This window comes from Chryseobacterium gambrini (assembly GCF_900156825.1).
GTDB lineage: Bacteria > Bacteroidota > Bacteroidia > Flavobacteriales > Weeksellaceae > Chryseobacterium > Chryseobacterium gambrini.
In genome coordinates this window covers 161,044-176,671 of the sequence record NZ_FTOV01000007.1, presented here as the reverse complement: position 1 = coordinate 176,671, position 15,628 = coordinate 161,044, and the positions used below count along the sequence as shown (strand labels likewise).

Here is a 15,628-nt window from a genome sequence, read left to right as displayed (position 1 = left end):
TATTAAAAAAAGTTATGGAATGATTTTTTTCTATGTAAGCAAAGAATTTTATGATACAAGAGATGAAAAGTATAATACATTAGTTGGAAATGTTCCTTTTTTAGTCAAAAATGTTGATGGAGAAATTATAGAATTTGGCTCCGGCAATACGATCGAATATTATATTCAGGAATACGAAGCGGGAAGATATTGTTAGATTTAAATTTATTAAAATGAAGAACTCTTTTACAGAATATTTAATAAAAAACGGATGGTTAGAAGTTAGTTGTTTAACGTATCAATTTCAAGAAAATAAATCTGTAGAATTGTTTTTTGATACTTCAAATCAGATCGAGTTATATATCAATAAAAAAAGAATATCCGGAAAATATCTTAAAAGCATTGAAGATTTGGTAAGTTTTTTATCTGATAAGAAATTAATCTGATTTACAGAAAATTGAATACTGTTTTCGTAAAAAACAAAATCCCAAACCTGAAATGTATCAATCCAGCCACAAAACATTTCCACACAATTTTATGCTAACTTTGGTGTATGAAAAAATTAGAATCAAGAGAAGATATTGAATATCTGGTGAATTCGTTTTATGCCAAAGTCGTTAAAGATGAGGTTATTGGCTTTTTCTTTAATGATATTGCTAAAGTAAAATGGGACAGTCATTTGCCGAAGATGTATTCGTTTTGGGAATCCATTCTTTTCGGACAGATGTCGTACAAAGGAAATCCGATGGGCGTTCATTTTCCGATCAATGAAATTCAGGCGATGGAACAGCATCATTTCGATCGTTGGCTGAATCTCTGGAAAACAACGGTTGAAGAAAATTTTGTGGGAGAAAACGCAGATCTGGCAATTTACAAATCTGAAAACATTGCCAAACTGATGGCTTTCAAAATGGAACTCGCAAGAAGACTCTAATGGTTTAAAGTTCTTTGTTGTGAGTTCAGTGTTTTTTTAAGTTACGGAACAATTACCGTGAAAATGTAGGCTGCAAGGTTTACCAATAAAACCGTTCCGTAGAGAATATTTGTTTTTCCGCGGCTTAAAGAAAGCATCACGATAAAAACAGAAAGAGAAAGCAGAATAATATCTTTCTTGTCCAGACCTAAAACCAGCGGAATATCATACAGGATACAAACCACAGAAACCGCAGGAATCGTGAGTCCGATACTTGCTAAAGCAGAACCCAGAGCAAGATTTAAACTCGACTGGATCTGGTTGCTTCGAGCCGCCCGAATCGCCGCAACACCTTCCGGAAGCAGAACTACCGCCGCGATAATGACTCCGACCAGAGATTTTGGAGCGCCCAAACTCTGCACCATATTTTCAATTGTGGCAGAAAGACCTTTTGCCATCATCACAACAATCGCCAGACAAATCACCAGAAAAGTAAAACTGATTGCCGTTTTTGAAACCGAAGGAATATAATTTTCTTCTGATTGCTCTTCCGGAACGATAAAATAATTTCTGTGACGGATCGTCTGAACCATCAGAAAGACTCCATAAATCACAAGACAGGCAATAGAAACAAAAATCAGTTGTGCCTGATTATAAAAAGGACCGTTTACGCTGGAGGTGAAATTCGGAAGAACCAAAGTCAAAATCAGGATGGAAACAATACTAACCAGATAAGTTGTGGCGGAAGTTCTTGCAAAAAACTGTTCGTAATATTTCACGCCGCCCACCAAAATACAGATTCCTAAAATTCCATTGAGAATAAGCATTACCGCAGCAAAAACCGTATCTCTTGCAAGCGTAATCGCCTGATCTCCTCCCGCAACCATCAGTGAAATAATCAGCGCCACTTCAATGATTGTAATACACAGCGCAAGAATAATAGTTCCGAAAGGTTCACCTACTTTATGTGCGACAACTTCTGCATGATGCACTGCAGATAAAACACTGCCCGTTAATAAAATTCCGGCAATTACATCAGACAGAACACCCGTCCCCATAAGTCCGGAAAAATAATAACCAACTGCAAGAATGGGAAAAATATACGTATAATGTAAAAAGTCTTTCAATTTCATAACTGTTCCTAAAATACAAAAAATCGATGACTTTTGAAATATCAAAAGAAAATATTAATGGTATTTTAATGATTCCAGAAATAAAAATCCTGAAAATCCGTCAACATATGAAGCAGTAATCCGATGGCTGCAATCCTGATATTTCCTTTAAAAAAAAGCATCAAAAAATACACCGCAATCGCATAATAAGAATGCAAAAAATGAAAACCGATGCTTCCGCGGTTAGGATCAAATATAGGATTCGCGAAAAGATGATCCACATCTACAAGCATGGTTGCTAGCAAAATAAGATACACTTTTTTCCAGTTCTTCCTGTAAAAGATTAGAGCAATAAACACGGGAAAAACAAAATGCAGGAAATAATGCGTGACGGGTTTTAGTAAAGTAATATGCAAAGCATCCATTGATTTTTATTTTTTTACCACCTTAAAATCAAAGGAAGGTCATCTTTTTTAAACTGTACTTTCAGACAATAATCCTGATCTCTGTTTCCGTAAAAAATATAATCAATATCGGAAATCATTTTCTTTTCCTTAGGTGATAATGTTTTTAAAAAAGACAGCAATAACGGATTATTTTTTACAAAAATATAATTTTCATTCAGATTGAAAGACTGCTGAACTGGTTTTCTTGTAGATTTTATTTTAAAACCTTTGCTATTCTGAGTGATGAGGTTAGGCTGAAAAGGAATTGCTGTGAACTGATTCTGGGCATTGATCCATTTTTTATTCTGAAAATACAGTTCCGTCTTTTCAGGGTTTAAGCTTTGAAAATCAATGATATAATTCGGCTGAATGATCTTCTGAAATGTTTTCTTTTCAACTTCATTAAAATTGTCATCGTAGCTGTAAGTAATGATCGTGTCATTCACCTCTTCCAGATGTACGGAAACTTTCATCTGATTAATGGATGAAGAATCTGCAAAAGTTTTATCAAAAAAAGAACTAAAAATTTTAATATTTTCAGCATCCAGTTCTGTTTCTAAAAAAGAATCGGTCTTCAATAGTTTTGAAATAGCCGGAGAGGGATCATAAGAATCAGACTGATTCCTGATTTCAATTTCATCATGTTTCAATTCGATAGAAAGATTATGGCTGCCTTTTTTTGTGTTCAGAATAATACTTCCTAATCCATTGGTAACGAGCGCGTCTGCATCAAAAAGATTTGCCTGAGAACTGTGAAATAACTGGTTGTTAATTCGCTCAAAATCATCACTGGAACTTCCGATAATGAGGTTTTTTCCAAGGATTTTAATAAAAACCTGATCTTTCCTGAACATCTGATTTCCCAGATCCGTAAACTTCTGCTGTTTCAGAAACGATAAAAAAGTCTTCGTGTCTTCCAGTTCAAAAACACTGTACCAGTTCGAAACTTTTGAATTTTTCAGATGGAAAACCTGCAAAAAATCGGGAATTTCCACTCCCGATTTTCTAAAAGATATTTTGTTTTTTCCTTTGCTTTCAAACCATAAAGAAGGATGCTCTATAAGGCTGTAAACATATTGTCTTGTCAGCTTTTTTGTATCAATCAGAATGATCGCATCTGCTTCCTGCGGAGAAAAAATCTTCGTATTTTGTTTATGGTAAAAAACGAAATACATCATCCCCGCAAAAAGTAATAGAACGAAGACAAAAAGTTTCTTTTTCATTATAAAATAGGCTGCTTTTTATCAGATTCTTTCATTTTATATACTTCATCAAAAACATCGAAGAAATACATTAAACTGTTTTCCGAAGCATTTTTAATGTTGTAATTAACTTCTGTTTCTATCTTTTCTCCTTTGGCTTCTGTTTTAAAATACACTTCGCCCAGATTTTTCTTCAGAAGATCCAGTGTTTTTCTTTCCGACGGAGTTTTAAACTCTTTCTCAAGTCCGACCATTAGTTTCTGAATGTCAAACCTTCCCGACAAAGGATATTTCGCCGAATCTTTTGCCCATTTTTCAGAGATTTCCGATTGGTTTTTAGCTGAAATATTCTCTGTTGAGGTCGTTGCGTAGACAATTCCGTCTTTTACCGTAAAGAATAACTTGTCGAAATATCCGTCATTTTTTCCTTCACTGAAGGCATAGAAATCTCCGTTTTTAGAGAATTTCTTAGCCGTTACTTTATTCGTGGTCAGCAGATTGAAAATACGGTTCCAGTACCCTTCATTTTCCGTAGCAAAAGCAAACGTGAAATTCGGAACAGCGATTTCTTTGGTTTTCTTCACTTCCTTTTCATTATAATCATCATCGTATTCATAATCCGTGTATTCTACGGTTTTGGATTTCAATTCGTTAAGGACGAAAATTCCGTTTCCTGGTGCGATCTTGGTAATGGCCTTTTCATCCAGAACAATCTTCATGGTTTCCATTAAAAGTTCCATTTCTTTCTGATAATCGCCTTCTCCGGAATCTTTCAACAGGCTGTACATCAGATCAAAATACTTATTTCCGTCTACATTAATGGCGTAATATCCGATGCTTTTATCGTTGATGAGAGCCGTCAGCTTTTTATTCTTTTTCCCTCTGTAAACAGAATTGATGCTCTTCTGAACCGCTTCATTTTTATGCTGATAACTGTTCACCAGTCTTACTTTATCATTGTCAAAATACAGATTGTAAGAAGAATTCGAATCGTATGCTTTCCCCATAAGATTTCCGAAAGGGTAGTGGCTCATAATTTTACCGTAAGCTCCGTTATTTACGATTCTTCCGTAATCCGTATACACAAAAACATCGGAATCCGCATCACGGAAAGACAATATTTCTTTGGAAACATCAAGCTCCGGTGCAGAACTGAAATAATCATCAAAATCCTTTTCCGCCAGTTTTTTGGTGATCTTAAACTTTTCGATCTTCAGAGAATCCATTTGTTTCAGATAAATGCCGTCTTCTTCCGTCTCCTCATCCATTTCTTCCTCCATATGCGGAAGTGTGTATTCGCTTTCTTTTTCAGAATAATTTTTGTCACTCGAATCTTTTTCTTCTTCAGGATATTTGTGGTGCTTTTCCAGATATTTAATGTCTTTTTCTTTCTTGGCAATTTCAGCCTTGTATTCTTTAATGTCTTCCTTTAGATATTGAATATCATCTTTCAGATATTTGATTTCTTCCTTGTAATCGAATGCTTTTTCTACGTATGCGCTGTCAACCGCAACGGCTGCGCTGTCCATAACAATTGCCGCACTGTCAATTGTTGCAGCGGCACTGTCTATCATCGCTTCATCATTCCAGTCGATTTTATAAGGTTTTTCATAGCTGATTAATTTCAGAACCGCTTGCTTATCATTCCAGGCAACGAACATTTCATCATCAAGATTAACGTACGAGTAATTTTTTCGTTTCGAAATTTCCAGTCCTTTTTTCTTGGATGAATTAATGAATTCCTGAAATTTTTCTTTGTTATCCAGCAGAAAATGAGCGGTATACGTTTTTACGGAATCATTGAAATTGGCGTAATGATATTGTGTGGCATCATATTTTATCCCCGTTTTGGAATAATCGTTCCACGATGCCTGTTTTTCTTTGTCTTCTTTGGCTACTTCAAGCAGAAAAGGGTTCAGTTTCTGCCAGTTGATTTTCTGGTTAAGCTGCTTTCCGTTGATTTCCATGTAAAAAAGAACGTCTTTCGGAAGCTTCATTTTCTGTTGCGAAAAGACGAAGCTAAAAGCAAAAAGTAAAAGTAAAATTTGTGTTTTTTGTAAAATAGATTTCATGGTTGTCGATTGAAATTATTGAAAGAGAATGGTATTTCGTAATTGTTTTTTCTGAAGGATAAAATCCAGAACATGGGCTTCCAGTTTTACTGCTTTTTTGTTCGGAGAAAGCAGGTAAGCATTATTGGTCTGGGATTTTATGGTATTTTCAAACTGCATCACGGAAGTATATTTCGCATCGTTAAAGACTTCTTTATCCGCTTTGCTCATCTTGTCGTAATCATTTTTAAAACTGCTCACTTTATTTCTGGTGAATGTTTTTTTCTCCGGACTCTGACTGTAAAGCTGTACCGGAACCATTTTTCCAACGATGTTTTTTGCTTTCAGCTGTTCCAGTCCGGCATTGATGTTTTCAATTTTTTTGAAGTTACAGCTTAGTTTGATAATGTAGTTATCAAAATCCATTGAAGTCTTCACATTCGAAATTCCGGGTGTAGCTTTGAAAATTCTTGCCGCTTCATTAATTTTAGCTTCAATTTCAGACCTTTTCGGAACTTTTTTACCGTTAATTGTTTCCATTTTCGAGATGGATGCCAGTCGGGTTTTGCTTTTACTGGCGTTCAGGATAAGCGAATATTCTCCGCTTCCGTCTGCTTTTACGTTGATTTTGTCTAAAATATCAAAACAGCTTGTAAGCAGCAACAGAGGCAATAATAAAAGCAACTGTTTAATAATGTTTTTCATATTTGAGTTTTTAAATAATTTTCAAATTTACCAACAAAAGTTGAGAGTTCTTTATTTAAAGTTAACGGGGACAAATTAAAACCCACATAATAACCTCTAAAAATCAAAGATTTTTAAAACTGTTGAGAGCATTTTTATTTATAAATTTCAACTTTAAATAAAATTTTAGGCAGACCAGATGTTTAAATTCTGCCTTTCAGATAATCCTGCCTCAGATCCTCATCCAGTTTTTCAATGGCGTATCGAAGGCTTGTTCTGGGCATTTCTTTGTAATGTTTATTCAGAAAATTAATTAATTCCGCTTCGTTTTTTTCTCCCATTTCGCGAAGCAGCCAGCCGTTGGCTTTGTGCATCAGATCATGGGTATGTTTCAGATTTTTAGTAACGAATTCTTTGGTAAGATCAAATGATCCTTTTTTTACATAATGCATCGTTCCCACAACAGCAATTCTTTTATGCCACATTTCTTCAGAATCCGAAAGCGTTCTCAGTAATTCATCTTTCTGGTTTTCAAAAGCATAGCGTCCCAGAATTTTATAACAGCTTGAATCTACCAGATCCCAGTTGTTAATGTGCTGTAAATGATTCAGATAAAACTCAACAATTTCATCTTTTACCGCTTTGTCTTTTGTTTTTTCAAACTTAGAAATTAACATGAATAAAGCCGTCAATCTGTGTTCATGATATTGGGAAGACAGTAATTTGCTGAGTTCTTCCATCGAAATTCTGGCGTAAAATTCTTTTGCAACAGAACGCTGATCCGGAACTTTTACTCCTAAAAACAAATCGCCTTCTCCGTATTCTCCTTTTCCGGTTTTGAAGAACTTCGGGAAAAATTCTGCTTTCTCGGGAATTAATAAGGTAACTAAAGCTTCTTTTATTTCTTTTAAAATGTCATTCATTTGATAATTAATAATTTAATCAACATTATGTAAAGCAACACTTTCCTGTTCCTCTTCCTCTTTGGCAATCTTCTTCGGATTGGCAACTTTGGCTATCGTAAGTCCCTGAACGATAATTGAAAACACAACCACACAGTAAGTAATGCTTAAAACAATCGTGCTGTTTTCATTTTTCGGAATAGAAAGCGCCAGAGCAATCGAAACTCCGCCGCGAATTCCGCCCCAAACCAAAACTTTTACTGTTTGCGGACTGAATCTTGTTCTGAAAGACATGAACTTAGTAGGTCCCCAAATTGAAATAAATCTTGCCAGTAAAACCACCGCAATTGCCAATAATCCCGGAATCATATAATGGCTTAAGTCTTTGATCATCAATAATTCAAAGCCAATAAAAAGGAATAGAACTGCATTCAGGATTTCGTCGATAAGTTCCCAGAATTTGATCAGATAATCCTGTGTCACAGATTTCATTTTGAATTTTACATTAAAATTACCCATGAACAATCCGGCGGCAACCATGGTTAAAGGTCCCGAAATATGCATCTGTCTCGCAATAAGATACCCTCCCATTACAACAGAAAGCGTTACCAGAACGGAAATAATATAATCGTCCACTTCACGCATCAGTCGGGAAGTAATCCATCCCAGAACAACGCCGAGTAAAAGTCCGCCACCTGCTTCTTTCAGCAATAGCAGACCAATGCTTTCCATATTCAGCGTTACTTCGTTTCCGATCGCAAGCTGAAGAACAACTGTAAAAACCACAACCGCCATCCCGTCATTAAAAAGTGATTCTCCCGCAACTTTGGTTTCCAGAGATTTTGAAACGTTTGCCTGTTTTAAGATACTCAGAACGGCAACAGGATCGGTAGGAGAGATCAGAGCGCCAAAAAGCAGACAATAGATAAAAGGCAGCGAAATGCCGACAAGAGGCAACAGATAATACATGCCGAAACCCACCACAAAGGTAGAAATCACGACTCCTGCCGTTGAAAAAATCACGACAGGAACAAACTGCTCTTTGAGATCGTCGATATTAATATGAATTCCTCCCGCAAACAGAAGGAAATTTAGCATGGCTCCCATCAGAACTTCTGTAAAGTCGATGCCGGTCATTAAATTGTGAAGATGTCCGAAAGTTATCGGCAAAACCGTTTCTCCGAAGGAAACTAAAAATATGGAAACCACAATGGCGATCACCATAATTCCGATGGTACTCGGAAGCTTCAGAAATCTGTAATTAAGATATGAAAATATGGATGCTAAAACAATTAAGGCTGAAAATGAATAGTATAATTCCACTAATTTGGTGTTTAAAATTTTTTGTGATTAATAATCGATATATAATACTTTGATGTGAACTTTGTTGCTGTCTTTTTCCCAGATATCAAGAATTCCGTCTTTTGCGGATTTTGATCCTCTTGTATATTCTTTTCCGAGATTCAGGATGTTCAGCAGAATATATTCGTCGCCTACTGAATTCACGAGATACGGTGTTTTTTCTGTTTTTCCGTCTCCGGAAGACTTCATTCCGTCGGTTAAAGCGCGGAACTGACTGAGATGATACAGAAAATTTTCTCCGTCTTTAATGCTGTCATATGCTTTCAGAAGAATCAGCAGAATATCCAGATTGGTAGGATCTTTATCATACAAAGCTTTTCCCTGTCTGATGCAGTCCTGAAAATTATTGCTCTTGAAAGCATCGGCTAAACTTTTAAATGCTTCATCTGTTGTAAAAAGCAGATCTTCTCTGAAATTTCTTCCGTAGTAAAGATGCTGTGCTTCAAGCGTATCTAAAGATTTTGGATAGGCTTTGTATTTAAAAATCAGCTTGTTGTAGTTGTATTGAGACTTTTCGCTTTTAAGATCTTTCTCAATAGCTTTAAAATCAATTTTTGATTTCTGAGCAAAACCACTAAGCGAAATCAGAAGAAACAGGAGAAAAAAGTAATGTTTCATCGGTTCTTTTCTATTTTGTATTTGTTGTATAAAACGAGCATAACAAATCCTAAAACCAGCCGGAACAAAGCGGGCATAAAATAGGTTCCGGAAACATATAGGTCGTTGGTTATTTTTTCGTAAAGAAAATAAATCAATAAATAAAAAGGAGAAAGCAAACCTTTACCGTAGAGATAAATTTTAAAGAAAAGATGATTGAATTTAAGATCTGTAAAGAATGATAACAGTGCCAACAGACAAACTACGACTGTTACCATTCCTAAAATTTTTACTATTAAAATATCTGTTTCTTTGCTGATTCCTCCGATGCTTCCCAAAAAATTAATTCCTACCACGATCAGAAAAAAGTAATAGAATGTGTTGTTGGAAAACAGCCTGTTCATGAATTATTGCTCTTCATGATCTTTTTCTGCACTTTCTTCCTCATCGTTATCGAAATATTCGAAAAGGAAATCGTTGTACGGGAATCTGGAAATATGGATTTTCATCACTTCATCATAGATCAGCTTTTTCATTTCAGGGAAATTTTCTTTCGTAAGTGCCGAAATGAAAACCGTCGGATATTTGGATTTTGCCATCCATGTTTTTTTCCATTCTTCCAGAGAAATATTCTTTTTTGTGGAAGGCGTTAAATCGTCCTCGTCTTTTTTCTCATAGCTAAAATCATCAATCTTATTGAAAACCATGATCATCGGTTTCTGATGGGCATTGATCTCCATTAAAATCTGATTCACAGAATCAATATGATCTTCGAAACTTTCATGAGAAATATCCACTACGTGAATCAGCAGATCCGCTTCACGAACCTCATCCAAGGTAGATTTAAACGATTCAACCAATTGGGTAGGTAATTTTCGGATAAATCCAACCGTATCCGTTAAAAGGAATGGTAAATTTCCGATCACTACTTTTCTTACTGTCGTATCCAATGTCGCAAACAGTTTATTTTCAGCGAAAACTTCAGATTTAGACAAAGCGTTCATCAAAGTAGATTTCCCGACGTTGGTGTATCCTACCAAAGCGACACGAACTACTTTTCCACGGTTGTTTCTCTGGGTTGCCATCTGTTTATCGATGGTTTTCAGTTTGTCTTTTAACAATGAAATTCTATCGCGGATAATACGTCTGTCGGTTTCAATTTCCGTTTCTCCGGGACCTCTCATCCCGATTCCCCCTTTCTGGCGTTCAAGGTGGGTCCACATTCTCGTTAATCGGGGTAAAAGATATTGATATTGAGCTAGTTCTACCTGAGTTCTTGCATATGAGGTTGTTGCTCTCTGTGCAAAAATATCAAGGATAAGGTTGGTTCGGTCTAAGATTTTGACTTCCATTTCTCTTTCCAGGTTTTTAAGCTGTGAAGGAGATAATTCGTCGTCAAAAATAACGGTTCCTATGTTGTTTTCTTTTACGTATTCTTTAATTTCCTGAGCTTTACCGCTTCCGATGAAGGTTTTGGAATCGGGCTGTGTGAGTTTCTGTGTAAAACGTTTATCTACCGTTGCTCCGGCTGTAAAGGCTAAAAACTCCAGCTCATCCATATATTCCTGAAGTTTATCCTCATCCTGATGTTGTGTAACAACCCCTACCAAAACTGCCTTTTCGTAATTATGTTCTTTCTTTTCTAGCATTAAATTCTGTCTGTATTTGTGAGATTTACAAGATACCATTTTTCAGGAAAAAATCCAAAACGAATTTTTTGGGGAGGATAGTGTACGCTTCGGCTCCGCTCAGCGCACGGTGGCGGGTTTTATTTACAATGATCTGTTTAAAATGGAATCGCACTAAAGTACGCTGAGCGAAGCCGAAGCGTACGGTTACTTTAAAAATATCTGCATTAAAATTTTATCGGAGATAAAATCTTTGCGCCTTAAATAGATAGAGCGTGTTAAAAAATATTGCGTCTTTGCGGGTTTAACAACTTTAGGAATAATTATTTACGATAATGTGCGCTTCGACTCCGCTCAGCTCATGGTGAATGTTTGGTTTACAATAATTTGTTTAAATGGAATCGCACTAAAGTACGCTGAGCGAAGCCGAAGCGTACAATTAAAGAAATAAGGTAATCAAAATTCTCCCGAAATCCTTCGACTGTTGTTCGGTATTCCTTCGGAAAAAATCCCATTTTTCCGAAGCCGATCCGAAGCCGATCCGAAGAAGACCCGAACAGGATCCGAAGAAATGGGTTTTCAAACCGGTCAAAAGCAGTCAAAAGCAGTCAAACCGGTCAGAATTTTTTATGGTGGTGGAAAATGGACATTTTTTTGGTAATTTTAAGTCAGCTAACCGGAAAAGGCAGGCAAAGCAAAATGATAGAAATTTTTAAGTAAGATAAAAATGCAAACTGAGAAATTAAATAAGAACAAAGAAATCAATCCCAGTCAGACGCAATAAACTTCATCCTATTTCCCTGATCATCATTTAAAGTCAGAAAATGTCCTTCCACTTTGTAATGATTCATCTTTTTGATGTTCTGAGAAAAATCGTTTTCCAGTTTCATATTTGGACACGCCATTTCTGTTGAGGTAACTTCTGAAATGTGTAATTGATTCTCTTTTTTAAATTCAGTTGTGAAAAACATTTTATTGCACCCCATGAAGGCAGAAGTTTTTATTTTCCCGTTGTCGGGAGGAGAGGTAAGATCAATTTTTGCATTGTTTTTAATCAACTCTTCTTTGGAGTAATCTGCAAAAGAAACCAGCATCCATTCTCTCCGGATCTGTGGATTTTTTACAGTTACGGAAGAGCAGTTTAAGATAAAACTCAGGCATAAAAATGTTAAAATTGCAATGAATCTCTTTTTCATAACTCACCGGAATCCATTTTCGTACCATCTCAGACATCAGACAGTAAAAAAATTAGTAAATTAGCGACACAAAAATTATTTTATAAAATGAAAAGAATATTACTACTATTCACTTTCCTTTTAAGTTTTGCCCAGATGAGGGCGGACGAGGGAATGTGGCTGTTAATGCTCGTGAAAAGACTGAATGGGGTAGATATGCAAAAAGAAGGATTGCATCTTACACCGGAAGAGATTTATTCTGTCAATAATTCAAGCTTAAAAGACGCAATCGTAAGCTTTGGAGGATTCTGTACAGGAGAAATTGTTTCCAATCAGGGTCTTATTTTTACCAATCACCACTGTGGATATGGTGCTGTAGCTGCCGCTTCTACACCGGAAAAAGATTATCTGAAGAACGGATTCTGGGCAATGAAGCAGAAGGATGAATTCAATGCAAAAGATCTTTACGTAAGATTTTTGGTAAGAATGGATGATGCTACCCAAAGAATCAACGCTAAACTAAACAACAATATGTCCGCTGCAGAGAGAAAAGCTGTGATCGACGCTGAAACAAAAGCGATCCAGTCTGAAAACTCTGAGAACGGAAAATACACAGTAGTTGTAAGAGATTTCTTCAACGGAAATGAATTTTACTATTTCGTTTATCAGGACTACAAAGATATCAGATTGGTAGGAGCTCCGCCTTCTGCATTAGGGAAATTCGGGGGCGATACAGACAACTGGGAATGGCCAAGACACACCGCAGACTTTACGGTTTTCAGAGTGTATGCTGATGCAGCGGGAAATCCTGCGGAATATTCTCCAAACAACGTTCCTTTGAAGCCGAAACATTTCTTACCGGTTTCTCTGAAAGGAGTAAAGCCCGGAGATTTCTCAATGATCTTAGGATATCCGGGAAGAACCAACCGTTACCTGACTTCTTACGGAATTCAGCAGATGGTAAACAAAGATTATCCGGCTTGGGTTGAAGCTTCTAAATTAGCCATGGATGTAATGAAAAAATACATGGATAAAGACAAAGGAACTCAGCTGAACTATGCGTCCCAATATGCTTCTGTAGCGAACTACTGGAAAAACAGACAGGGTACTATTGATGCCGTTATTAAAAACGGAACCATTACAGACAAGCAAAAAATTGAAGAAAGATTTAAAACCTGGGCGGTACAACCTGAAAACGTAATTGAGTACGAAACGGTTTTAGAAGATATCGGACTTTATTACAAGCAGACTTCAGACAGAAACGTGGAGAGAATGTACATGACGCAGCTTTCCAGAAATTCTAAATATTTCACACTTGCATTGCAAGTAGGAAGCGTTCTGCAGGCATATGCAAAACAGGATATGGCAGGAAGACTGGCTATGAAACCGAAAGTAGAGGCAGCATTGAAATCTGCTTACGAAAACATTAATATCAAGCTTGAAGGAGAAATGATGAACTCTATGGTAAACCTTTACCAGACAAGAGTAAACAAAGATGTAGCTTCTGAAACCATTATGGGACTGGATGCTAAAAATCTTTCGAATGTAGCGTATTCTTCCATCTTCGCCAACAAAACTTCTGCAACAAACTTTATGCTGAATCCGGATCCATTAAAACTGGATGCAGATCCGCTTTGGAAAATTGCAAACGGAATTATGGCAGACCAAAAAGCTTCTGCAGAAAGATTCGTAAAAATTGATGATAATTTTGCTAAAAACAACAGATTATTCTTAGCAGGATTAATGAAGGCAATGCCTGAGAAAAAATTCTATCCGGATGCAAACTCTACCATGAGATTAACGTACGGAACGGTAGATAAACTGCCAATCCGATCAGACAGAAACTACTTCGGGATTACCGATAACTATTATACTGATATGACAGGTCTTGTAGGGAAATACAAGAAAGGGGACGAAGAGTTTGATCTTCCACAGAGAGTGATCGATCTTTACAACCTGAAAGATTTCGGACAGTATGCAGATGCAAAAGGATATATGCCGGTAAACTTCCTTTCCAACAATGATATTACAGGAGGAAACTCCGGTTCTCCGGTGATCGATGCAGACGGAAACTTAATTGGTATTGCATTCGACGGAAACAGCGAAGCATTAAGTGGAGATATCGTTTTCGAACAGGAATGGCAGAAAACCATTAACGTAGACGTTCGTTTCGTTCTTTGGACGATCGACAAATATGCGGGTGCAAGAAGACTTATCGACGAATTACAATTGGTAAAAGACGAGAACACTCCTGCAGACACCAAAACAAAAATGCCAAAAGCAACTCCTGCAAAAGGAAAGAAAAAATAATCTTTAAACAGATATGGGAGCCGCGAAAGTTTACTTTCGCGGTTTTTTTATGCTGAAATTTTATTATTTTAACCCGATCAAAAAATATATTATTAAAAATGAAAAGTAAAATTTTCGCAGCCTTGCTAATGTTTTTAGCATTATGGAGCTGTCAGAAAAAAGAGAAAGAGAATTTAAAATCTGTACAAGGCAATGACTCTTTACAAAGTATTATCAAACAAGACAGTTTACATAAAGAAACGATATCGGGAAATGAAACACCTAAAGCATTTACAGATGATTTCCTGAAAATTGAAAACGTTCAGGTGAATGGAAATGATATTATTTTACCCCAAGAACAATTCCAAAAACTTTATCCAAAGCATGATTCTGTAAAAACTGAACCATGGGACTGCGGAAGCCCTTTTGAATGGCTTGATAAAACGTGGATGGAAAAAACATACGGAAAGGATCTTATAAACTTTGACGGGAAAATAACCACTTTCTATACCAACAATGCTGAATTTATTTCAAACAATCATACCGTCATTTTCAGCAGTACGAAATCCGGAAACAACCGTTTTGAGATCAAGTCGCATCATATTATTCTTACACAGGAAACCACTGTTGAAGATTTCCAAAAGCTATTTCCCAAACTGAAAATCGAAAATACCGATCAGAAGAATATTCAGCGTTTCAGCATTCCGGTGGGAAAGGAGATAGAAGATTCCTTTATGTTCTATTTTAAAGACGGAAAACTGGATAATTTTAATCTGTGGTGGTTATTGTGCTAAATTTTAAGTTATGAAAACAGATTCTGTACAATTTAAAGCAGTTATTAAGCAAAACGGCGAAATGAATGCGGCTTTTGTAGAATTCCCTTTTTCCACGGAAGAGATATTTGGTAAAAAAGGTCAGGTAAAAATAAAAGCTGTTTTTGACGATAAAGTTGAATATCGGGGAAGCCTTGCCAAAATGAAATCGGATTGTCATATTTTAGGCTTAACTCAGGAAATCAGGAAACAGCTCGGAAAGACTTTCGGCGATGAGGTTTCCGTTTCTTTAACGGAAGACAAAGAAGAAAGGGTCGTGGAAATTGCGGAAGATATTGTATTGCTTTTTAATGAAAATCCTGAAGCGAAAGAATTATTCGACAAGATGAGCTATACCCACAGAAAGGAATATATCGGCTGGATTGAAGAAGCGAAAAAGCCGGAAACAAGAGAAAACAGAAAAGTAAAAATGATAAGAATGATCTTGGATGGAAAGAAAGGAATTTAAAAAATGC

At 36.4% G+C, this 15,628-nt stretch carries 17 protein-coding genes; 6 read left to right on the top strand and 11 right to left on the bottom strand.

The annotated features are described in order from the left end of the window. The first annotated feature begins 19 nt into the window (after positions 1-19). The 3 genes from BW951_RS22790 to BW951_RS14245 all read left to right on the top strand — a co-directional run bounded on the left by BW951_RS22790 (position 20) and on the right by BW951_RS14245 (position 913). Positions 20-196 carry a hypothetical protein gene (locus BW951_RS22790; protein ID WP_175608826.1) on the top strand — a complete coding sequence of 59 codons (177 nt, stop codon included), beginning with the start codon at positions 20-22 and terminating at the stop codon, positions 194-196. Between the two features lie 16 nt (positions 197-212). Continuing rightward, positions 213-425: a hypothetical protein gene (locus tag BW951_RS14250; protein ID WP_076393982.1), complete on the top strand. Its 213-nt coding sequence runs from the start codon at positions 213-215 to the stop codon at positions 423-425. Positions 426-532: 107 nt separating this feature from the next. Beyond that, a complete protein-coding gene (locus BW951_RS14245; RefSeq protein ID WP_076393980.1) occupies positions 533-913 on the top strand; it encodes a group III truncated hemoglobin in 381 nt (126 codons plus the stop codon). Positions 914-954: 41 nt separating this feature from the next. Here the strand turns inward: BW951_RS14245 and BW951_RS14240 are convergent, their stop codons facing one another. From BW951_RS14240 to BW951_RS14190, 11 genes are all read right to left on the bottom strand, one after another. Beyond that, on the bottom strand, positions 955-2,025 hold the full coding sequence (locus BW951_RS14240; RefSeq protein ID WP_076393978.1) for a calcium:cation antiporter: 1,071 nt from the start codon (positions 2,023-2,025) through the stop codon (positions 955-957). Positions 2,026-2,090: 65 nt separating this feature from the next. Further along, positions 2,091-2,429 carry a DUF6122 family protein gene (locus BW951_RS14235; protein ID WP_076393976.1) on the bottom strand — a complete coding sequence of 113 codons (339 nt, stop codon included), beginning with the start codon at positions 2,427-2,429 and terminating at the stop codon, positions 2,091-2,093. 14 nt (positions 2,430-2,443) lie between these two features. Beyond that, a complete protein-coding gene (locus BW951_RS14230) occupies positions 2,444-3,673 on the bottom strand; it encodes a hypothetical protein (protein WP_228427546.1) in 1,230 nt (409 codons plus the stop codon). Further along, a complete protein-coding gene (locus BW951_RS14225) occupies positions 3,673-5,724 on the bottom strand; it encodes a hypothetical protein (RefSeq protein ID WP_076393972.1) in 2,052 nt (683 codons plus the stop codon). Before BW951_RS14225 ends, BW951_RS14230 begins: the two co-directional genes overlap by 1 nt. Before the next feature lie 15 nt (positions 5,725-5,739). Continuing rightward, complete coding sequence (locus BW951_RS14220; RefSeq protein ID WP_076393970.1) at positions 5,740-6,408, bottom strand: hypothetical protein; 669 nt, start codon at positions 6,406-6,408, stop codon at positions 5,740-5,742. Positions 6,409-6,590: 182 nt separating this feature from the next. Further along, positions 6,591-7,310: a DNA alkylation repair protein gene (locus tag BW951_RS14215; RefSeq protein WP_076393968.1), complete on the bottom strand. Its 720-nt coding sequence runs from the start codon at positions 7,308-7,310 to the stop codon at positions 6,591-6,593. Positions 7,311-7,325: 15 nt separating this feature from the next. After that, complete coding sequence (locus tag BW951_RS14210) at positions 7,326-8,612, bottom strand: cation:proton antiporter (protein ID WP_076393966.1); 1,287 nt, start codon at positions 8,610-8,612, stop codon at positions 7,326-7,328. 27 nt (positions 8,613-8,639) lie between these two features. After that, entirely contained in the window at positions 8,640-9,269 is a 630-nt protein-coding gene (locus BW951_RS14205; protein ID WP_076393964.1) for a DUF4919 domain-containing protein, read from the bottom strand. Continuing rightward, on the bottom strand, positions 9,266-9,652 hold the full coding sequence (locus BW951_RS14200) for a hypothetical protein (RefSeq protein WP_076393962.1): 387 nt from the start codon (positions 9,650-9,652) through the stop codon (positions 9,266-9,268). Before BW951_RS14200 ends, BW951_RS14205 begins: the two co-directional genes overlap by 4 nt. 3 nt (positions 9,653-9,655) lie before the next feature. Beyond that, complete coding sequence (gene hflX, locus BW951_RS14195; protein WP_076394132.1) at positions 9,656-10,897, bottom strand: GTPase HflX; 1,242 nt, start codon at positions 10,895-10,897, stop codon at positions 9,656-9,658. Positions 10,898-11,637: 740 nt separating this feature from the next. Then, positions 11,638-12,072 (bottom strand): META domain-containing protein, encoded by a 435-nt coding sequence (locus tag BW951_RS14190; RefSeq protein WP_076393960.1) that lies wholly within the window; start codon positions 12,070-12,072, stop codon positions 11,638-11,640. An 87-nt stretch (positions 12,073-12,159) separates the two neighbouring features. Here BW951_RS14190 and BW951_RS14185 point away from each other — a divergent pair, with 87 nt between their 5' ends. The 3 genes from BW951_RS14185 (at position 12,160) to BW951_RS14175 (ending at position 15,621) form a co-directional block, all read left to right on the top strand. Further along, positions 12,160-14,361: a S46 family peptidase gene (locus tag BW951_RS14185; RefSeq protein WP_076393958.1), complete on the top strand. Its 2,202-nt coding sequence runs from the start codon at positions 12,160-12,162 to the stop codon at positions 14,359-14,361. A 98-nt stretch (positions 14,362-14,459) separates the two neighbouring features. Further along, complete coding sequence (locus BW951_RS14180; protein ID WP_076393956.1) at positions 14,460-15,134, top strand: hypothetical protein; 675 nt, start codon at positions 14,460-14,462, stop codon at positions 15,132-15,134. 10 nt (positions 15,135-15,144) lie between these two features. Beyond that, positions 15,145-15,621 (top strand): YdeI/OmpD-associated family protein, encoded by a 477-nt coding sequence (locus tag BW951_RS14175; protein WP_076393954.1) that lies wholly within the window; start codon positions 15,145-15,147, stop codon positions 15,619-15,621. Positions 15,622-15,628 lie beyond the last annotated feature (7 nt).

Excerpts from the sequence above, each read along its gene's own strand:
- BW951_RS22790 (WP_175608826.1), top strand. The coding sequence starts at position 20 with ATGATTTTTTTCTATGTAAGCAAAGAATTTTATGATACAAGAGATGAA.
- BW951_RS14250 (WP_076393982.1), top strand. The coding sequence starts at position 213 with ATGAAGAACTCTTTTACAGAATATTTAATAAAAAACGGATGGTTAGAA.
- BW951_RS14245 (WP_076393980.1), top strand. The coding sequence starts at position 533 with ATGAAAAAATTAGAATCAAGAGAAGATATTGAATATCTGGTGAATTCG.
- BW951_RS14240 (WP_076393978.1), bottom strand. The coding sequence starts at position 2,025 with ATGAAATTGAAAGACTTTTTACATTATACGTATATTTTTCCCATTCTT.
- BW951_RS14235 (WP_076393976.1), bottom strand. The coding sequence starts at position 2,429 with ATGGATGCTTTGCATATTACTTTACTAAAACCCGTCACGCATTATTTC.
- BW951_RS14230 (WP_228427546.1), bottom strand. The coding sequence starts at position 3,673 with ATGAAAAAGAAACTTTTTGTCTTCGTTCTATTACTTTTTGCGGGGATG.
- BW951_RS14225 (WP_076393972.1), bottom strand. The coding sequence starts at position 5,724 with ATGAAATCTATTTTACAAAAAACACAAATTTTACTTTTACTTTTTGCT.
- BW951_RS14220 (WP_076393970.1), bottom strand. The coding sequence starts at position 6,408 with ATGAAAAACATTATTAAACAGTTGCTTTTATTATTGCCTCTGTTGCTG.
- BW951_RS14215 (WP_076393968.1), bottom strand. The coding sequence starts at position 7,310 with ATGAATGACATTTTAAAAGAAATAAAAGAAGCTTTAGTTACCTTATTA.
- BW951_RS14205 (WP_076393964.1), bottom strand. The coding sequence starts at position 9,269 with ATGAAACATTACTTTTTTCTCCTGTTTCTTCTGATTTCGCTTAGTGGT.
- BW951_RS14200 (WP_076393962.1), bottom strand. The coding sequence starts at position 9,652 with ATGAACAGGCTGTTTTCCAACAACACATTCTATTACTTTTTTCTGATC.
- hflX (WP_076394132.1), bottom strand. The coding sequence starts at position 10,897 with ATGCTAGAAAAGAAAGAACATAATTACGAAAAGGCAGTTTTGGTAGGG.
- BW951_RS14190 (WP_076393960.1), bottom strand. The coding sequence starts at position 12,072 with ATGAAAAAGAGATTCATTGCAATTTTAACATTTTTATGCCTGAGTTTT.
- BW951_RS14185 (WP_076393958.1), top strand. The coding sequence starts at position 12,160 with ATGAAAAGAATATTACTACTATTCACTTTCCTTTTAAGTTTTGCCCAG.
- BW951_RS14180 (WP_076393956.1), top strand. The coding sequence starts at position 14,460 with ATGAAAAGTAAAATTTTCGCAGCCTTGCTAATGTTTTTAGCATTATGG.
- BW951_RS14175 (WP_076393954.1), top strand. The coding sequence starts at position 15,145 with ATGAAAACAGATTCTGTACAATTTAAAGCAGTTATTAAGCAAAACGGC.